13 protein-coding genes and 1 pseudogene are annotated in these 16,775 nt (G+C 71.4%); 7 read left to right on the plus strand and 7 right to left on the minus strand.

All coding sequences use genetic code 11. The features are described from left to right. Positions 1 to 63: 63 nt before the first annotated feature. The 3 genes and pseudogenes from WJM95_RS19520 to WJM95_RS19530 form a co-directional block, all read right to left on the minus strand. Positions 64 to 357 (minus strand): annotated as a pseudogene (locus tag WJM95_RS19520) (ester cyclase); the annotation flags it as partial. Between the two features lie 113 nt (positions 358 to 470). Further along, the gene (locus tag WJM95_RS19525) at positions 471 to 1,244 is read right to left on the minus strand and encodes an SDR family oxidoreductase (protein ID WP_339130977.1); all 774 of its coding nucleotides are present in this window, start codon (positions 1,242 to 1,244) and stop codon (positions 471 to 473) included. Between the two features lie 328 nt (positions 1,245 to 1,572). Further along, positions 1,573 to 2,241 (minus strand): MOSC domain-containing protein, encoded by a 669-nt coding sequence (locus WJM95_RS19530; RefSeq protein WP_339130978.1) that lies wholly within the window; start codon positions 2,239 to 2,241, stop codon positions 1,573 to 1,575. Positions 2,242 to 2,320: 79 nt separating this feature from the next. On the opposite strand from WJM95_RS19530, the gene WJM95_RS19535 reads away from it, so the two are divergent. Next, on the plus strand, positions 2,321 to 3,217 hold the full coding sequence (locus tag WJM95_RS19535; protein ID WP_339130979.1) for a LysR family transcriptional regulator: 897 nt from the start codon (positions 2,321 to 2,323) through the stop codon (positions 3,215 to 3,217). Positions 3,218 to 3,409: 192 nt separating this feature from the next. Here WJM95_RS19535 and WJM95_RS19540 read toward each other — a convergent pair whose 3' ends face one another. Further along, entirely contained in the window at positions 3,410 to 3,739 is a 330-nt protein-coding gene (locus WJM95_RS19540) for a WhiB family transcriptional regulator (RefSeq protein ID WP_037626848.1), read from the minus strand. A 389-nt stretch (positions 3,740 to 4,128) separates the two neighbouring features. On the opposite strand from WJM95_RS19540, the gene WJM95_RS19545 reads away from it, so the two are divergent. The 4 genes from WJM95_RS19545 to WJM95_RS19560 all read left to right on the plus strand — a co-directional run bounded on the left by WJM95_RS19545 (position 4,129) and on the right by WJM95_RS19560 (position 9,047). Continuing rightward, positions 4,129 to 4,740: a response regulator transcription factor gene (locus tag WJM95_RS19545; RefSeq protein WP_003948568.1), complete on the plus strand. Its 612-nt coding sequence runs from the start codon at positions 4,129 to 4,131 to the stop codon at positions 4,738 to 4,740. Between the two features lie 435 nt (positions 4,741 to 5,175). Then, the gene (locus WJM95_RS19550; protein ID WP_326785994.1) at positions 5,176 to 5,751 is read left to right on the plus strand and encodes a sigma-70 family RNA polymerase sigma factor; all 576 of its coding nucleotides are present in this window, start codon (positions 5,176 to 5,178) and stop codon (positions 5,749 to 5,751) included. A gap of 524 nt (positions 5,752 to 6,275) precedes the next feature. Continuing rightward, positions 6,276 to 7,784: an IMP dehydrogenase gene (gene guaB, locus WJM95_RS19555; RefSeq protein WP_339130980.1), complete on the plus strand. Its 1,509-nt coding sequence runs from the start codon at positions 6,276 to 6,278 to the stop codon at positions 7,782 to 7,784. 138 nt (positions 7,785 to 7,922) lie between these two features. Further along, positions 7,923 to 9,047 (plus strand): GuaB3 family IMP dehydrogenase-related protein, encoded by a 1,125-nt coding sequence (locus WJM95_RS19560; RefSeq protein WP_339130981.1) that lies wholly within the window; start codon positions 7,923 to 7,925, stop codon positions 9,045 to 9,047. A gap of 131 nt (positions 9,048 to 9,178) precedes the next feature. Here WJM95_RS19560 and WJM95_RS19565 read toward each other — a convergent pair whose 3' ends face one another. Together WJM95_RS19565 and WJM95_RS19570 are read right to left on the minus strand one after the other, a co-directional pair. Further along, complete coding sequence (locus tag WJM95_RS19565; RefSeq protein ID WP_339130982.1) at positions 9,179 to 9,787, minus strand: hypothetical protein; 609 nt, start codon at positions 9,785 to 9,787, stop codon at positions 9,179 to 9,181. Between the two features lie 152 nt (positions 9,788 to 9,939). Continuing rightward, positions 9,940 to 11,148 carry a nucleotide sugar dehydrogenase gene (locus WJM95_RS19570; protein ID WP_339130983.1) on the minus strand — a complete coding sequence of 403 codons (1,209 nt, stop codon included), beginning with the start codon at positions 11,146 to 11,148 and terminating at the stop codon, positions 9,940 to 9,942. Positions 11,149 to 11,423: 275 nt separating this feature from the next. Between WJM95_RS19570 and WJM95_RS19575 the strand changes: the two genes are divergently transcribed. Then, positions 11,424 to 13,130 (plus strand): glycerol-3-phosphate dehydrogenase/oxidase, encoded by a 1,707-nt coding sequence (locus tag WJM95_RS19575; protein WP_339130984.1) that lies wholly within the window; start codon positions 11,424 to 11,426, stop codon positions 13,128 to 13,130. A gap of 73 nt (positions 13,131 to 13,203) precedes the next feature. On the opposite strand, the gene WJM95_RS19580 is transcribed toward WJM95_RS19575, so the two are convergent. Beyond that, a complete protein-coding gene (locus WJM95_RS19580; protein WP_339130985.1) occupies positions 13,204 to 14,280 on the minus strand; it encodes a serine hydrolase domain-containing protein in 1,077 nt (358 codons plus the stop codon). Between the two features lie 207 nt (positions 14,281 to 14,487). Between WJM95_RS19580 and WJM95_RS19585 the strand changes: the two genes are divergently transcribed. Further along, positions 14,488 to 16,602 (plus strand): serine/threonine-protein kinase, encoded by a 2,115-nt coding sequence (locus WJM95_RS19585; RefSeq protein WP_339135679.1) that lies wholly within the window; start codon positions 14,488 to 14,490, stop codon positions 16,600 to 16,602. Positions 16,603 to 16,775 lie beyond the last annotated feature (173 nt).

Genomic DNA, 16,775 nt, shown 5'->3' on the forward strand with positions numbered 1-16,775 from the left:
GCCCGGACCGGCTCCCTCCGGTCCCGTGTGCTGCGCGGGCTCCTCGAACCGGCCCGTGTCTCAGAGCTTGTCGTCGCGGATCACGTCGAGGTCCGTGAAGGTCGGCATCCCGTCGCAGAGCGCCACCATCTCCTGGAAGATCTGCTCGGTCTCCGGCATCTTCGAGTTCTTCATCGCTTCCTCGTACGACGGGAACTCCACGATCTCCACGAAGTGGTGCGCGTCCGAGCGGTCCTTGCCGACGACACCGCGCGTGGCGGTCCGTCTGCCGTTGGTCTTCTCGACCCAGGTGTCCATCAGCCGGTTCATCTCGTCGAACCGACTGGTCCTGCCGTCAATCAGCTGTACGAAAGTCATGGCGCCGCCTCCGGCTCTCATTCCGGTCGAAACACCCTCAATCCTCCCACCGGAGGGGCGGCATCACCCACCGCACGATCATCGCGAGCCGGGGTCCGGCGGCGCGCCCCGGTTCACTGGGGCCCGTACTTGCGTCCCGTCTTCGACGAGATCCCGCCCAGCAGCGCCCGCGGGGTCACCTTCACCACGCCCATCAGCACCTTGTAGCGCGGATCCGGGACGGACAGGGTTCTCCCGCGCGCCAGGTCCGCAAGCGCCGCCGCGACCAGCTTGTCGGCGTCGAGCCACATCCAGTTCGGGATGTTGTCCGTGCCCATGCCCGCCCGCTCGTGGAACTCGGTGCGCACGAAGCCCGGGGCCAGCGCCATCAGCCGCACCCCGCTGCCCGCGAGATCCTTCGCCGCGCCCTGCGTGAACTGCACGACCCACGCCTTCGACGCCCCGTACGTACCGCGCGGCACGAACGCGGCCACCGACGCCACGTTGACGACACCGCCCCGGCCGCGCTCCCGCATCGCCTCGGCCGCCGCCGACGTCAGCCGGAGCACCGCCTCGCAGTGCACCTTGAGCATCTTCAGCTCGTCCGCCATCGACACGTCCAGATAGCGGCCCTTGTTGCCGAAGCCGGCGTTGTTGACCAGCAGGTCGACCGGGTTCTTGCGGTCGGAGAGCCGGGCGGCGACCTCCTCGATGCCCGCGTCCGTCGCCAGGTCCGCGGTGAGCACCTCCGCCTCGATGCCGTGCCGGTCGTGCAGCTCGGTCGCCTGCTCCCGCAGCCGCTTCGTGTCCCGCGCCACCAGCACGAGGTCGTGCCCGTCCGCCGCCAGCCGCCGCGCGAACGCGGCACCGATCCCCGCGGTCGATCCCGTAATCAGAGCCGTTGTCATGGCGTCAGGGTAGTGACCGCCCGGACCCCGCGCCGCCCGGCGCCATCAGTTGCCCGACACCATGCGGCACACCTTCGGCACCGGCCCTCCACGGACCCTTCGCACCGACGGCCGGGAGTCTTCCGCGCGGGGCGGCTGCGGGTTTCTTCAAGCCCGGCGGCTGCGGGTGCTTCGCGTCGGCCGCCCCCGTAATCCGCGCCTGGTGGCCAGGGATCTTCCGTGCCTGGCGGTCGCGGGATTTCCTCGCCCGGCCGCCACGCCGAATCCGCACCCGGCCTCCACGGACCCGGATGCCCGGGTCGGCATCGCCGGGGAACGCGGGCCGCCGCTAGCCGCCGTACTTCGCCACGTACTCCCGCGCCGCGGCCCGCGACTCCGGGTGCAGTGCCTCGCCCGCCGCCAAAAGACGCGGCAGCAGCGTGCGTTCGGTCGTCGCGGCGCGGAACTGGAGGGCCACGGTGACATCGTGGTCCGGCCGGTGCACGATCTCGACCCGGTCGCCGGAGCGGATCTCGCCGGGCTCGATCACCCGCAGATACGCGCCGGGCGCACCCCGGCCGGTGAACCGCCTGACCCAGCCCTTCTCACCGAGATGTTCCTGAAAGGTGCGGCACGGGATCCGCCCGCTCGTGACCTCCAGGACGACGCCGGAACCCACCCGCCAGCGTTCGCCGATCAGCGCACCGGACACGTCGAGCCCCAGCGTCGTGAGGTTCTCGCCGAACACGCCGTTCGGCAGCGCCCGGCCGAGCTCGCGCTCCCAGTCGTCCAGGTCCTCGCGCGCGACCGCGTACACCGCCTGGTCGTCACCGCCGTGATGCCGAAGATGGCAGACCGCGTCCCCCGCGAGCCCGCTCCCGCCGGTCCCCTTGGGCCCCGGCGCCGTCACACGGACCGGCCCGTCGACCGGACGCTTGTCGATGCCGGTCACGCCCTCCGGCTGGTCCGTGTACGCGACGGCCTGCGCCCGGCCCAGGTTCAGCGACAGAAGATTCATGGGACCAAGCTAGGCGATCCGCCCCAAAGCGTCGACGTGATATTCGGCGCCGAACCCAAGATGCGCTTATGCTCGCAGGGTGATCGAGGCCCGACATCTCCGTGTCCTGCGCGCAGTCGCCACCACCGGATCCTTCTCGGCCGCGGGGCGCGAGCTGGGCTGCACCCAGCCCGCGGTGAGCCAGCAGATGAAGGCCCTGGAGTCGTCCGTGGGCACCCCGCTGCTGGTCAGGACCGGGCGCGAGATGCGTCTCACCCAGGCGGGCGAGGCTCTGGTCAAGCACGCGGCGAGCATCCTGTCCGGGCTCACGGCCGCCGAGGAGGAGGTCGCCGCGATCGCCGGGCTCCGCGCGGGCCGCGTCCGCCTGGTCTCCTTCCCCAGCGGAAGCTCCACCCTCGTCCCCACGGCCCTCGCCGCGCTGCGCGCCGCGCACCCGGGCACCCGTGTCTCCCTGGAGGAGGCCGAACCGCCCGAGTCCGTCGAGAAGCTCAGGGCCGGTGACTGCGACATCGCGCTCGCGTTCCGCTACGAGGGCGCTCCGGGCGTAGAGGAGTGGGACGACCTCGTCGTGCGGCCCCTGCTGATGGACCGCCTGGTCGGCCTGGTGCCCGAGGGGCATCCGCTCGCGCGCTCGCGGTCGGCGGCGATCGGCGAGTTCGCCGGTGAGTCGTGGATCGCGGGCTGCCCGCGCTGCCGCGGCCAGCTCGTCGAGGTCTGCCGCGGTGCCGGGTTCGAGCCCCGCATCGACTTCGCCACCGACGACTACCCGGCGGTGGTCGGACTCGTGGGCGCGGGACTCGGCGTCGCCGTCCTGCCGGAGCTCGCGATCGAGTCCGTACGCCCGAAGGGGGCGCGGACCGTGACGGTGGAGCCCGCGGTGCGCCGCGAGATCGTCGCCCTGACCCTCCCGGACCTCGCCGAGGTGCCGGCGGTGGCCGCGACGCTGGACCGGCTGGCACGGGCGGCCGCCCGCTAGCGCTCCACCCGCGACGGAGCCGGACCGTCACGCGCGGGCCGGTACGGCACGGACCGTCCCGCAGGGGCCGTGACGCACGGCCGTATGTCCGCCGACCCTCACGCACAGCCGTATCCGGCGGCCGTCACGCGCGGCCGTATCCGGCGACCCTCACGCGCGGCCGGCACTCACCCAGTTGGCAGAAACGTTCCTTCAGTTGTTCGAGGCGGAAGTGTTTCCTGTGGCCGCCGCCGAGACCAGTCGGTTGCGTGCCCGTCCCATGAGCTCTTCGCGCTCGTCCTCGGTCAGTCCGCCCCACACGCCGTACGGTTCGCGCACCGCCAGCGCGTGTGCCGCGCACTCCGCGCGCACCGGGCATCTCATGCAGACCTCTTTGGCCGAGTTCTCACGAGCGCTCCGTGCCGCACCACGCTCGCCCTCCGGGTGGAAGAAGAGCGAGCTGTCGACCCCTCGGCAGGCTGCGAGGAGCTGCCAGTCCCAGAGGTCCGCGTTCGGACCGGGAAGGCGAGAGAAATCTGCCATTGCGTGTCCCCTTGTTGCCGTTCTGGGCTGCTCTGTGCCCACCGACCGTACATCTACGATCTAAGGAGATGAAAATATGACTCATTGCGAATCTAGCCTCAGACACCAGCAAATGGGAAGAAAACAGGCTAAATGGGGCATGGGTTGTGATGAAACGTTGAGGGTCGGCGCGCATGTCTGCACCGTGTCCGCGCCCTCACGTACAGTGCCGATGACGGCCGACTGCCCCGTAACTCTTTCGAGTGACCATCGTTGAGATGGCTGAGGCGGTTGAAGGAACAAGCGCTCGGGTAGGCGGTCATATCCGCCTGCGAGTGTCGACCGCACAGGTGACGATTCGTAACAGCCTGGAGGCTCAAGGTGACGCGCATCAGCTGCGGAGGACGGTCATGACATCCGTCCTCGTCTGCGACGACTCCCCGCTTGCCCGAGAGGCGCTCCGCCGCGCGGTCGCGACCGTGCCCGGCGTCGAGCGCGTGACGACGGCGGCCAACGGCGAGGAAGTCCTCCGCCGCTGGGGAGCCGACCGTTCGGATTTGATTCTGATGGACGTACGTATGCCCGGACTGGGCGGCGTGGAGACGGTCAGGCGGCTGCTGTCCGCCGACCCCGGTGCGCGCATCATCATGCTCACCGTCGCCGAGGACCTGGACGGCGTGGCACTCGCCGTCGCCGCCGGCGCCCGCGGCTATCTGCACAAGGACGCCTCGCGGGCCGAGCTGCGCGCCACTGTGACCCAGGCGCTCGCCGACCCGACCTGGCGGCTCGCGCCGCGCAGACTGCGTTCGGCGGAGATGGGCGCCGCGCCCACGCTCACCGCGCGTGAGATCCAGGTGCTCGAAGGAATGAGCCACGGACGCTCGAACGCGGAGATCGGCCGTGAGCTGTTCCTCTCCGAGGACACGGTCAAGACCCACGCCCGGCGGCTCTTCAAGAAGCTCGGTGCCTCGGACCGGGCGCACGCGGTCGCGCTCGGATTCCGCTGGGGCCTGGTTCGCTGAGAGGTGTCCCGTGGTGGTCCCCTGTGGATCGGCGCGCGGCGTCGGACGCGGTGCGTCGCAGGACCGCGGGGCGTCCTCGTGCCGGGCCTGTCCGGGTGATCCGGCGGCGCGGCGAGGTGCCCGGACGGTCGTCGCGCGCCCGCCGGGAGCCGCGGTGCGGCCCTTGGCCGGGCCGCGTCGTGGGTATGACGTCGGCAGTCCCTGCCCGCCGGACGGCGGGCAGGGCCGGGTCCTTGCGGAGGGCCTCTTCGGTGTCCGATCCCCGTTTCCCGGCGGATGCCGCATCCTTGAGGTGTGGAGTTCCTTGGGGACAAGTCGGTCGAGCGGGAGGGGAGGGCGCAGGAGATGAGTTCCGGCGCACCTGCTCATAACGCTTCGGTGCACAACTACGGACGCGGTGCCACGGACAGAACGACGTCAAGGCACCATGGACCGATGCGTGAAGACGAGACGACGGGGATCGGTGCGCTCGTCCTTCGCGCGGTCGACGGTGACGAACAGGCCACGCACGACCTGCTCGCCCACGTACACCCGCTCGCGCTGCGTTACTGCCGCGCCCGTCTGTCCCGGCTCCCGGGGGACGCGCGGCACTTCGTGGAGGACCTGGCGCAGGAGGTCTGTGTCGCGGTGCTCCTCGCGCTGCCGCGCTACAAGGACACCGGGCGTCCCTTCGAGGCGTTCGTCTTCGCGATCGCCGCACACAAGGTCGCCGACCTCCAGCGTGCCGCGATGCGCCATCCGGGGTCCACGGTCGTTCCGTCGGACGAGATGCCGGAGCGGCCCGACGACTCCCTGGGCCCCGAGGAGCGCGCGCTGCTCAGCAGTGACGCCGAATGGGCCAAGAAGCTCATGGCCAACCTGCCCGAGAACCAGCGTGAACTGCTCCTTCTGCGGATCGCGGTGGGTCTCACGGCCGAGGAGACGGGCCAGATGCTGGGGATGTCCCCGGGCGCGGTCCGGGTGGCCCAGCACCGTGCGCTGAGCAGGCTGCGGGCCCTGGCGGAGCAGTGACCGCGCGCTGGGACGGGCCCGCCGCGCCGGCCCGTCGAGCGGCCTTGCGTCCGGTCGGCGGCGCACTCCTTCCGGTGATGCGGAGCCACGCCTTCCGGTGACTCAGGGTCACTCCTTCCGGTGCCCCGGGGCCACTCTTCCGGTGGCCCGGCGTCACTCTTTCCGGTGATGCCTGTCACCTGGTGAGGGGGCGTCGTCGGGCGCCGGGAGAACCGGAGACCTTCCCCTCCGCAAATTGCAGGCAAAAGGTGACGTACCCCGGCGGCGCCCGACCGGCCCCTCCGGGCCCTGCCGTGCCGCGGGCGTTCCACGGGAACGGGCCGCCCGTCCGAGGTCCCCGCCCGCTCGTTCCGCGGGCCCGGAGCGGGCCTCCGGCACCCGTCCGGGCACGGACTGAACGGGGAAGGCCGTCATCCCGTACGAACATACGAAGCCGAAGCCCACCCACAACCGTGGAATGAGAGAGCCATGCTTCCCGTTAGCATGGACATCCGCACCGATCAAGGCCATTTGGGGAAGGTGTCATGACTGCCAACGTCGACGGAGTGCCCGCCAAGTTCGCGACACTCGGGCTGACCTACGACGACGTGCTGCTGCTGCCGGGCTCGTCGGACATGGCGCCCGACCAGATCGACACCGCCTCGCACATCTCGAAGAACGTCCGGGTCAACATCCCGCTGCTCTCCGCCGCCATGGACAAGGTCACCGAGTCGCGCATGGCGATCGCGATGGCCCGTCAGGGCGGCGTCGGTGTCCTGCACCGCAATCTGTCCATCGAGGACCAGGCCAACCAGGTCGACCTGGTGAAGCGCTCCGAGTCCGGCATGGTCACCGACCCGATCACCGTGCGCCCGGACGCCACGCTCGTCGAGGCCGACGCGATCTGCGCCAAGTTCCGCATCTCCGGTGTCCCGGTCACCGACGGCGGCGGCAAGCTGCTCGGCATCGTCACCAACCGCGACATGGCCTTCGAGACCGACCGCTCGCAGCAGGTGCGCGACGTCATGACGCCGATGCCGCTGGTCACCGGCAAGGTCGGCATCTCGGGCCACGACGCGATGCAGCTGCTGCGCCGCCACAAGATCGAGAAGCTCCCGCTGGTCGACGACGCGGGCGTCCTCAAGGGCCTCATCACGGTCAAGGACTTCGTCAAGGCCGAGAAGTACCCGAACGCCGCCAAGGACTCCGAGGGGCGTCTGCTGGTCGGCGCGGCCGTCGGTGTCGCGGGTGACGCGTTCGAGCGTGCCCAGGCCCTGATCGAGGCGGGCGTCGACTTCATCGTCGTCGACACCGCGCACGGCCACTCCCGGCTGGTCGGCGACATGGTCGCCAAGATCAAGTCGAACTCCTCGGGCGTCGACGTCATCGGCGGCAACATCGCCACCCGTGACGGTGCCCAGGCCCTCATCGACGCGGGCGTCGACGGCATCAAGGTCGGTGTCGGCCCCGGTTCCATCTGCACCACCCGCGTCGTCGCCGGCATCGGCGTCCCCCAGGTCACGGCCATCTACGAGGCGTCCCTCGCCGCCAAGGCGGCCGGCGTCCCGGTCATCGGCGACGGTGGCCTCCAGTACTCGGGCGACATCGCCAAGGCCCTGGTCGCGGGCGCCGACACGGTGATGCTCGGCTCGCTGCTCGCGGGCTGCGAGGAGTCCCCGGGCGAGCTGCTCTTCATCAACGGCAAGCAGTTCAAGTCGTACCGCGGCATGGGCTCCCTGGGCGCGATGCAGTCCCGTGGCGAGCAGCGCTCCTTCTCCAAGGACCGCTACTTCCAGGAGGGCGTCGCCTCCGACGAGAAGCTCGTCCCCGAGGGCATCGAGGGTCAGGTGCCCTACCGCGGCCCGCTCTCCGCGGTCGTCCACCAGCTGGTCGGCGGTCTGCGCCAGTCGATGTTCTACGTCGGCGGCCGCACCGTGCCCGAGCTCCAGGACCGCGGCCGGTTCGTCCGCATCACCTCGGCGGGCCTCAAGGAGAGCCACCCGCACGACATCCAGATGACGGTCGAGGCGCCGAACTACAGCCGCCTCAAGTAGTCACCCGTACAGCTGAAAAGGCTTCCACGCGCGCGTGGAGGCCCGCCACGAGGGCGGCCCCGGAGGTTCCGGGGCCGCCCTCGTCGTGGGCGTCGGGGATACTGGGAGGCGCAGAAGCGAAGACGGAAAGGCCACAACGTGACTGAGATCGAGATCGGGCGCGGCAAGCGCGGCCGCCGGGCGTACGCCTTCGACGACATCGCCGTCGTCCCGAGCCGCCGTACGCGGGACCCGAAGGAGGTCTCGATCGCCTGGCAGATCGACGCGTACCGCTTCGAGCTGCCCTTCCTGGCCGCCCCCATGGACTCGGTCGTCTCCCCGGCCACCGCGATCCGTATCGGCGAGCTGGGCGGCCTGGGCGTCCTGAACCTGGAAGGCCTCTGGACGCGGTACGACGACCCGCAGCCGCTGCTCGACGAGATCGCCGGACTGGACTCGGAGAGCGCGACCCGCCGGCTCCAGGAGATCTACGCGGCTCCCATCAAGGAGGAGCTGATCGGGCAGCGCATCAAGGAGGTGCGCGACTCCGGAGTCGTCACCGCCGCGGCCCTGTCCCCGCAGCGCACGGCGCAGTTCTCCAAGGCCGTCGTCGACGCGGGCGTGGACATCTTCGTCATCCGCGGTACGACGGTGTCGGCCGAGCACGTCTCCGGTGCCGCCGAACCGCTGAACCTGAAGCAGTTCATCTACGAGCTCGACGTCCCGGTGATCGTCGGCGGCTGCGCCACGTACACCGCGGCCCTGCACCTGATGCGCACCGGCGCGGCGGGCGTGCTGGTCGGATTCGGTGGCGGCGCCGCGCACACCACGCGCAACGTTCTGGGCATCCAGGTCCCGATGGCCACCGCCGTCGCGGACGTCGCCGCGGCCCGCCGCGACTACATGGACGAGTCCGGCGGCCGGTACGTGCACGTCATCGCCGACGGCGGTGTCGGCTGGTCGGGCGACCTCCCCAAGGCGATCGCCTGCGGCGCCGACTCCGTGATGATGGGCTCCCCGCTCGCGCGCGCCACCGACGCGCCCGGCCGCGGACACCACTGGGGCATGGAGGCGGTGAACGAGGAGCTGCCGCGCGGCAAGAAGGTCGACCTCGGCACCGTCGGCACCATCGAGGAGATCCTCACGGGCCCGTCGCACATCCCGGACGGCTCGATGAACATCTTCGGCGCCCTCCGCCGCGCCATGGCCACCACCGGCTACAGCGAGCTCAAGGAGTTCCAGCGCGTCGAGGTGACGGTCGCGGACGCCCAGCACAAGCGCTGACCGCGCGGTTCCACCGGCGCTCTCACGCGTCGTACGCCGGAAGGCCCCCACCGAATCGGTGGGGGCCTTCCGGCATGTACGGGGGCGGGTCAGCCGCCGGTGAGCAGTTCGGCGACGCCCGCGAGGGCATCTCAGTGGCCGTGACCGGCCTTGCGGGCGCTCTGGAAGGCGACGTAGGCCGCGATCGCGAAGAACACGAAGGTCAGGGGGTTGGCGTCGGCCTTCCAGCCTGCCTGGGCGATGTCGATGTGGTGGAAGAAGACCTCGCTGAAGCTGACGCCGGCGGCCTTGGCGATGATCATGGCCTCGCCGATCAGCTGGCCGAGGTAGATCGCGGCGACGGAGATGATCACACCGGCGACCGGGAGGCTCTGGCTGCGGCCTCCGGCGCGGCCCGTGGCGATGCCGACGAGGAAGCCGACGCCGACGGCGGCGTAGCCGATCTCGTGCTTGGTCAGGCCGGTCACGAGGCCGTACAGGATCGCGGAGACCACACCGGCGCCGATGGCGGCGACGAGGCCGAGCGCGAAGTTCTCGCGCGCCGGCGCCGCCGGGGCGACGGGCGCGGTCGGGAAGCCGGGCGCGGCGGGGAAGCCCGGCTGGGGCGTGCCCTGCGGCGCGGCCTGCTGCGGGACGCCCTGCTGCGGGATGCCCGGCTGCGGGACGGGCGGCTGGTCGGCGGGCTCGCCCGCGTACGGGTTGTTCTCGACCGGTGGACCGGGCGGCGTCGGCTGGCTCATGTGGTTCCCCCCTGGGATGCGGGCGCACGGTGGACGTGCGCGTGGAAAGCGCCGCACACCGATCGGCGCCCGGGGCGCGGGCGCACGTGTGTACGAGAGCTGCCGCAGATTAGCAGGGGGCAGTGACAATCGGTGAGGTCATTTTCCCCGGCTCAGAGCCGGTGCGCCGCGCCCGTCGGGGTCGCTCCCCTTGTGTCCAGGAGGAGTTGGGCCTTCACGGACAGTCCTTGCAGGTCGTACGTGCGGTGTTGCTGGAGCAGGATCGTCAGGTCGGCGTCGGCCGCGGCCTCGTAGAGCGAGTCCGCGCGCGGTACGGGCCGCCCGAGGACGCTCCAGGCCGGTACGTGCGGGTCGTGATAGCTGACGGAGGCGCCGAGTTCCATCAGCCGTACGGCGATCTCGTGGGCGGGGGCGCCCTGTTGGTCGGCGGTGTCGGCCTTGTAGGTGACGCCGAGGAGGAGCACCCGCGCGGCCCGGGCGGACTTCCCGTGCTCGTTGAGCAGCGCGGCGGCGCGCTGGATGACGTACTGGGGCATGTGGTCGTTGACCTGCCGGGCCAGTTCGACCATCCGCAGCGGGCGCCCGGAGGGGCCGCCGAGGTCCTGGGCGAGTCCGTGGCCGCCGACCCCCGGGCCGGGCCGGAACGCCTGGAACCCGAACGGCTTGGTCTCCGCGCAGCGGATGACGTCCCACAGGTCGACGCCCAGGTCGTGGCAGAGCACGGCCATCTCGTTGACGAGGGCGATGTTGACGTGCCGGAAATTGGTCTCCAGGACCTGCACGGTCTCCGCCTCGCGGGGTCCGCGCGCGCGGACGACCTTGTCGGTGAGCCGTCCGTAGAAGGCGGCGGCCGACTCGGTGCAGGCGGGGGTGAGGCCGCCGATGACCTTCGGCGTTCCCGCGGGGGTGAAGTCGCGGTTGCCGGGGTCGACCCGGCTGGGGGAGTAGGCGAGGTGGAAGTCGCGGCCCGCGCGCAGTCCGGAGCCGGTTTCGAGGAGCGGGCGCAGGAACCCCTCGGTGGTCCCGGGGTGCACGGGTGATTCCAGGATCACCGTGGTGTGCGGGCGCAGCCGTGCGGCCAGGGTGCGCGCCGCCGACTCGACCTGGCCGAGGTCCAGGGTGCCGTCCGCGCCCCGCGGGGTCGGTGCGCAGATGACGGCGGTGCGGACGCGGCCCAGCTCGGCCGGGTTCGTGGCCGGCCGGAAGCCTCCCGAGAGCATCCGGCGCAGTTCGGCGGGGGTGAGGGAGCCGCCCTCGGGTCCAGTTCTGTAGCCGAGGGTGGGGATGCCGGCGGCGACGGCGGCCTGGGCCAGGGGCAGGCCGAGGTGACCGAGTCCGATGACGGCGAGGTCTGCGGGCATGGATGGGCCGTCCTTCCCAGTAACCGAAGCGGGACAGGTGCGCAAGCCCTGTGGACAGGATGGGCGAGAGCAATGTCAGACTAGGAGTAAATATGACCGATTTGTGGGATTGATCGATCAAGATTCCCTACGCGTCGCCGAGAGTTGTCCACAGGCTGCGGACGGACGGTGGCCGATGAGGGGAGAGACGGTCAGACTTTGGGCAGGGGGGATGTGAGCCGGGCGTCGCCGGACAGGTGCGGTGCGGCCAGCACGACCTACAGCGGGAGGCAGCGGTGAGGACAGCGACACTGGGGCCGGCGGAGCGTGCCGAGTCACTGGCGGGAATGGCCGAGCGTGAGCTGGACGTGCTGGTCGTGGGCGCGGGTGTGGTCGGCGCGGGCACCGCGCTGGACGCCGTGACCCGCGGTCTGTCCACCGGACTGGTCGAGGCCCGCGACTGGGCCTCGGGCACGTCGAGCAGATCCAGCAAGCTGATCCACGGCGGTCTGCGGTATCTGGAGATGCTCGACTTCGCGCTCGTCCGCGAGGCGCTCAAGGAGCGCGGACTGCTCCTGGAACGGCTCGCCCCGCACCTGGTCAAGCCCGTCCCGTTCCTCTACCCCCTCCAGCACAAGGGCTGGGAGCGGCTGTACGCGGGCTCCGGCGTCGCTCTGTACGACGCCATGTCGATGGCCCGCGGCCACGGCAGGGGACTGCCCGGCCACCGTCATCTGAGCCGCCGCCACGCCCTGCGCGTGGCACCGGCCCTGAAGAAGGACGCCCTGATCGGCGCCCTCCAGTACTACGACGCGCAGATGGACGACGCCCGCTATGTGGCGACCCTGGTGCGCACGGCCGCTTCGTACGGCGCGAAGGTCGCCAACCGCGCGCGGGTCACCGGGTTCCTGCGCGAGGGCGAGCGGGTGGTCGGGGCCCGCGTGCGCGACGTCGAGGGCGGCGGCGAGTACGAGGTCCGCGCCCGGCAGATCGTCAACGCCACCGGCGTGTGGACCGACGACACCCAGGCCATGGTCGGGGAGCGGGGCCAGTTCCACGTCCGCGCGTCCAAGGGCATCCATCTGGTCGTCCCGAAGGACCGGATCAACTCCTCGACGGGCCTGATCCTGCGCACCGAGAAGTCCGTGCTGTTCGTGATCCCGTGGGGCCGCCACTGGATCGTCGGCACCACCGACACCGACTGGGACCTCGACAAGGCGCATCCGGCGGCCTCCAGCGCGGACATCGACTATCTGCTGGAGCACGTGAACTCGGTGCTCTCCGTCCCGCTCTCCCGCGACGACGTCGAGGGGGTGTACGCGGGGCTGCGGCCGCTGCTGGCCGGGGAGTCGGACGCCACCAGCAAGCTGTCGCGCGAGCACACCGTGGCCCACCCGGTGCCCGGACTCGTGGTGGTGGCGGGTGGCAAGTACACGACCTACCGCGTGATGGCCAAGGACGCGGTGGACGAGGCGGTGCACGGCCTCGACCAGCGCGTCGCCGAGTGCGTCACCGAGGACGTCCCGCTGCTCGGAGCCGAGGGATACCGCGCGCTGTGGAACGCGCGAGCGCGGATCGCGGCCCGCACCGGCATCCATGTGGTGCGTGTGGAGCACCTGTTGAACCGGTACGGCTCGCTCGCCGAGGAGCTCCTCGACCTCATCGCGGCGGACCCCTCCCTCGGTGAACCCCTCCCGGCCGCCGAGGACTACCTCCGGGCCGAGATCGTCTACGCCGCCTCGCACGAGGGCGCACGCCACCTGGACGACATCCTGACCCGGCGCACGCGCATCTCCATCGAGACCTTCGACCGGGGCACCCGCAGTGCCCGCGAGGCCGCCGAGCTGGTGGCGCCGGTCCTCGGCTGGGACAAGGACCAGATCGAGCGCGAGGTCGAGCACTACGAGAAGCGGGTCGAGGCCGAGCGGGAGTCCCAGCGCCAGCCGGACGACCTGACGGCGGACGCGGCCCGGCTGGGCGCGCCGGACATCGTGCAGTTCTGACCGCCGTCGCCGGCCGCCGATGTCACTCGAACGGGTGTGCCGAGCCGGGATCTCCGGCGGCGGCCCGTCCGTTCTACGAGGTGCGGGGGCAGAACTCGGCGGCGAGCAGGGCCGGTTCGAGTGTCGGGTCCGTGACCCCGCCCGTGTTCACCCGGAAGGTGAGGACACGACGGCCGTCGACGGTGGCCGCGCTGCGCACGTAGCTCCCGGCGATGCGGCCGTTGTGTCCCCACACCGTGGTCCCGCACGGCAGTCTCACCGGGAACAGTCCCATGCCGTACGAGCCGTGTGCGGCACGGGTGCCGAGCATCTCGCGCAGCCGGCGCGGGGGCAGCAGTCGGCCGCCGAGCAGGGCCGCGTAGAAGCGGTTCAGGTCGGCCAGTGTGCTCACCAGCTCGCCCGCCGCGCCGGCCACGCGCGGGTCGAGCTCGGTGACGTCGGAGCCGTCGGCCGCGTACGCGCGGCCGTGCGGCTCGGGCAGTGACGCCCGGGCACCCGGGAACGAAGTGCCGTTCAAATGAAGGGGGATGATGATGCGCCGCTCGGCCTCGGTGGCGTACGAGTGGCCGGTGACGTGCTCGATGATCATGCCGAGCACCACGTAGTTGGTGTTCGAGTAGGCGAATGTGCCACGGGCGGAAGGGGGATGGGCGAGGGCGATGCGCAGGGCCTGAAGGGGAGTCACGGGGACAGTGCCCCCGGTCGTCGAGGTGAAGTCGTAGAGGCCGCTGGTGTGCTGGAGCAGGGAGCGCACGGTGATGTCGCGGCCGTCGTTGCCCGCGCCGCGCACCAGGCCGGGCAGATGGTCGTCGACCGGGTCGGACAGGGACAGCCGGTGTTCGGCGGCGAGTTGCAGGACGACCGTCGCGACGAACGACTTGGTGACGCTCCCCGCGCGGAAATGATCGGAACGGCCAATTCCGTTTCCGGTGTCGGCGAAGCGCGTCCCGGAACCGTCGTCGGCGAGCAGGGCGGCGGCGGGAGCGCCGCCGCGGGTCACCAGGCGGGCGAGCGCGGCCCTCGTGGTGCGGGCGGCGGGTGTGTGCGCGGCCACCGGGGCCGGCCCCGGCAGACCGCCCTGGACCATGGCCAGCAGCGTCAGGGACACGGGTATGACCAGAAGTGTCCGGGGTGTCCTGGCCCGTGGCATCGCTGGGTCCTTCCTCGTCGCGGCACATCATGAGGCACGTTCCTGTGCCCGGGAACGGGACGGCTCCGGGGCGCGGGCGAGCCGCCGGCGGGGTCCGGGCGTCTCACTGGCCGAGCAGTTGCGGTTCCAGGGGCCCCCAGGGCGCTGGGCACTTGTCGGGTGAGGGACAATGAAGGCTCTGTCAGGGCGGGTTGCATGAGGGGACGCATGTCGGAGGCGGAGCGGGCGGGAGCATCCCGTCAGGACAAGAGCGAACGTCTCCTCGCCGGTCGGTACCGGTTGGGGGACGTTCTCGGCCGCGGCGGCATGGGCACGGTGTGGCGCGCCGAGGACGAGACCCTGGGCCGCACGGTCGCCGTGAAGGAGCTGCGGTTCCCTTCGGCCATCGACGAGGACGAGAAGCGCCGGCTGATCACGCGCACCCTGCGGGAGGCCAAGGCCATCGCGCGGATCCGCAACAACGGCGCGGTGACGGTCTTCGACGTGGTCGACGAGGACAACAGGCCGTGGATCGTCATGGAGCTCATCGAGGGCAAGTCCCTCGCCGAGGCCATCCGCGAGGACGGACTGCTCACGCCGAAGCGCGCCGCCGAGGTGGGTCTGGCCATCCTCGACGTGCTGCGGGCGGCGCACCGCGAGGGCATCCTGCACCGGGACGTGAAGCCGTCGAACGTGCTGATCTCCGACGACGGCCGGGTCGTGCTCACCGACTTCGGCATCGCCCAGGTGGAGGGCGACCCGTCCATCACCTCGACCGGCATGCTCGTCGGCGCGCCCTCGTACATCTCGCCGGAGCGGGCGCGCGGCCACAAGCCGGGACCGGCGGCCGACCTCTGGTCGCTGGGCGGTCTGCTGTACGCGGCGGTCGAAGGCGTGCCGCCGTACGACAAGGGCTCCGCGATCGCGACGCTCACCGCGGTGATGACCGAGCCGGTCGAGCAGCCCAAGAACGCGGGCCCGCTGGAGAACGTGATCTACGGCCTGCTCGCCAAGGATCCCGAGCAGCGGCTCGACGACGAGGGCGCCCGCGCCATGCTCGTCGAGGTGCTGCGCAAGGCCGGGCCCGAGAAGAAGGAGCCCGAGCCGCAGGACGCGACGAGGGTCGTGGCCATGCCGCCGCTGCCGGAGGAACCGGCGGGGCGGGGTGCGGGCGGCTCCGCGTCCGGCGCCAAGAAGGGCGAGGAGCCCGCGGAGCGGCTGCGCGGGGCCCTGCGTTCGGTGCGCAAGGCCGCGACCGCGGCCGGGGCCGCCACGGCGGCGGCCACGGCCCGCGCGAAGTCGGCCGGCGGCGCGGACGCCTCCGGGGCGGAGGGAGCCGCCGTGACGGCCTCCCCGAGCGCGGGCGCGGGGTCCGGCACGGACGCCGGTACGGCCGGCGGGACCTCCGCGCCGACCACCACGGTGAATCCGTCGGTGCCCGGGCGGACGAGCGGTTCCGACGGCAAGCGCGGTGGCGCGGGCTCCGGCTGGCCGGTGGCGCCCGAGCGTCCGGCACGCCCGGTTCCCAAGGCCTCGCTCACGGATGTCGTGCCGCTGCGGACCCTGGTGATCATCGCGGTCGTCCTGGCGCTGGCCGTGGTCGGCACCGTGCTGGCCATCACGCTCGGCGGCGGGGACGACAACGGAGCCAAGGGCGGCACCGGTGGCGGCGCCAAGGCGACCGCCTCCGCCGGAACGGGTTCCGGGAACGCGAAGAGCGGCGACACCGGCAAGAGCGGTGCCAAGGACAAGGGCAAGAGCGACGCCGCCCACACCGACAGCGACGACAAGTCGGGGTCGACCTCCGGCTCGGACGGTTCCTCGGACACCCCGTCGGACCCGGGCTCGGACACGGGCGCGTCGGACGGTTCGGGCTCCGGCGGCAAGGAGGCGGGCTCGGGTTCGGGTTCCACCGCCGTGAAGACGTACACGAGCGGTCAGGGCTTCTCGATCGGGCTGCCGAAGGGATGGAAGTACCAGTCCCAGGACGCCGCGGGAGCCCGGTTCACCGGACCCGACGGGCAGAAGCTCCTCGTGGGCTGGACGTCGACCCCCAAGGACGACCCGGTCGCCGACTGGAAGAACCAGGAGCGCTACATGACGCGCTCCCAGTACTCGAGGATCCGCATAGAGAGCGTGAGCTACCGGGGCTGGAACACGGCCGACTGGGAGTTCACCTCCGAGGACGGCGGCACCACGTTCCACACGATCGACCGCGGATTCGTCGTGAACTCCCACCAGGGGTACGCGCTGATGTACACGGCGAAGGACTCCGCCTGGGACAGCGCGCTGCGCAAGAGCACCTGGGCGACGCTGACCGGGACGTTCCAGCCGAAGAAGTGACGCGCCGCTCACCGAGGGGTGCCGTTCGGAGCGGTCCGGGTCCACGACCCCGGCCGATCCGGACGGCACCCTCAGGTGACGGTCCGCGACGAAACGGGGCCCGAGATCTCGCATCCCCGCTCTGCGGATTGCCTCGGGCACGTATCGTGAGTGGTTGCGGACCGAACGAAGCC

The organism is Streptomyces sp. f51 (assembly GCF_037940415.1).
GTDB lineage: Bacteria > Actinomycetota > Actinomycetes > Streptomycetales > Streptomycetaceae > Streptomyces.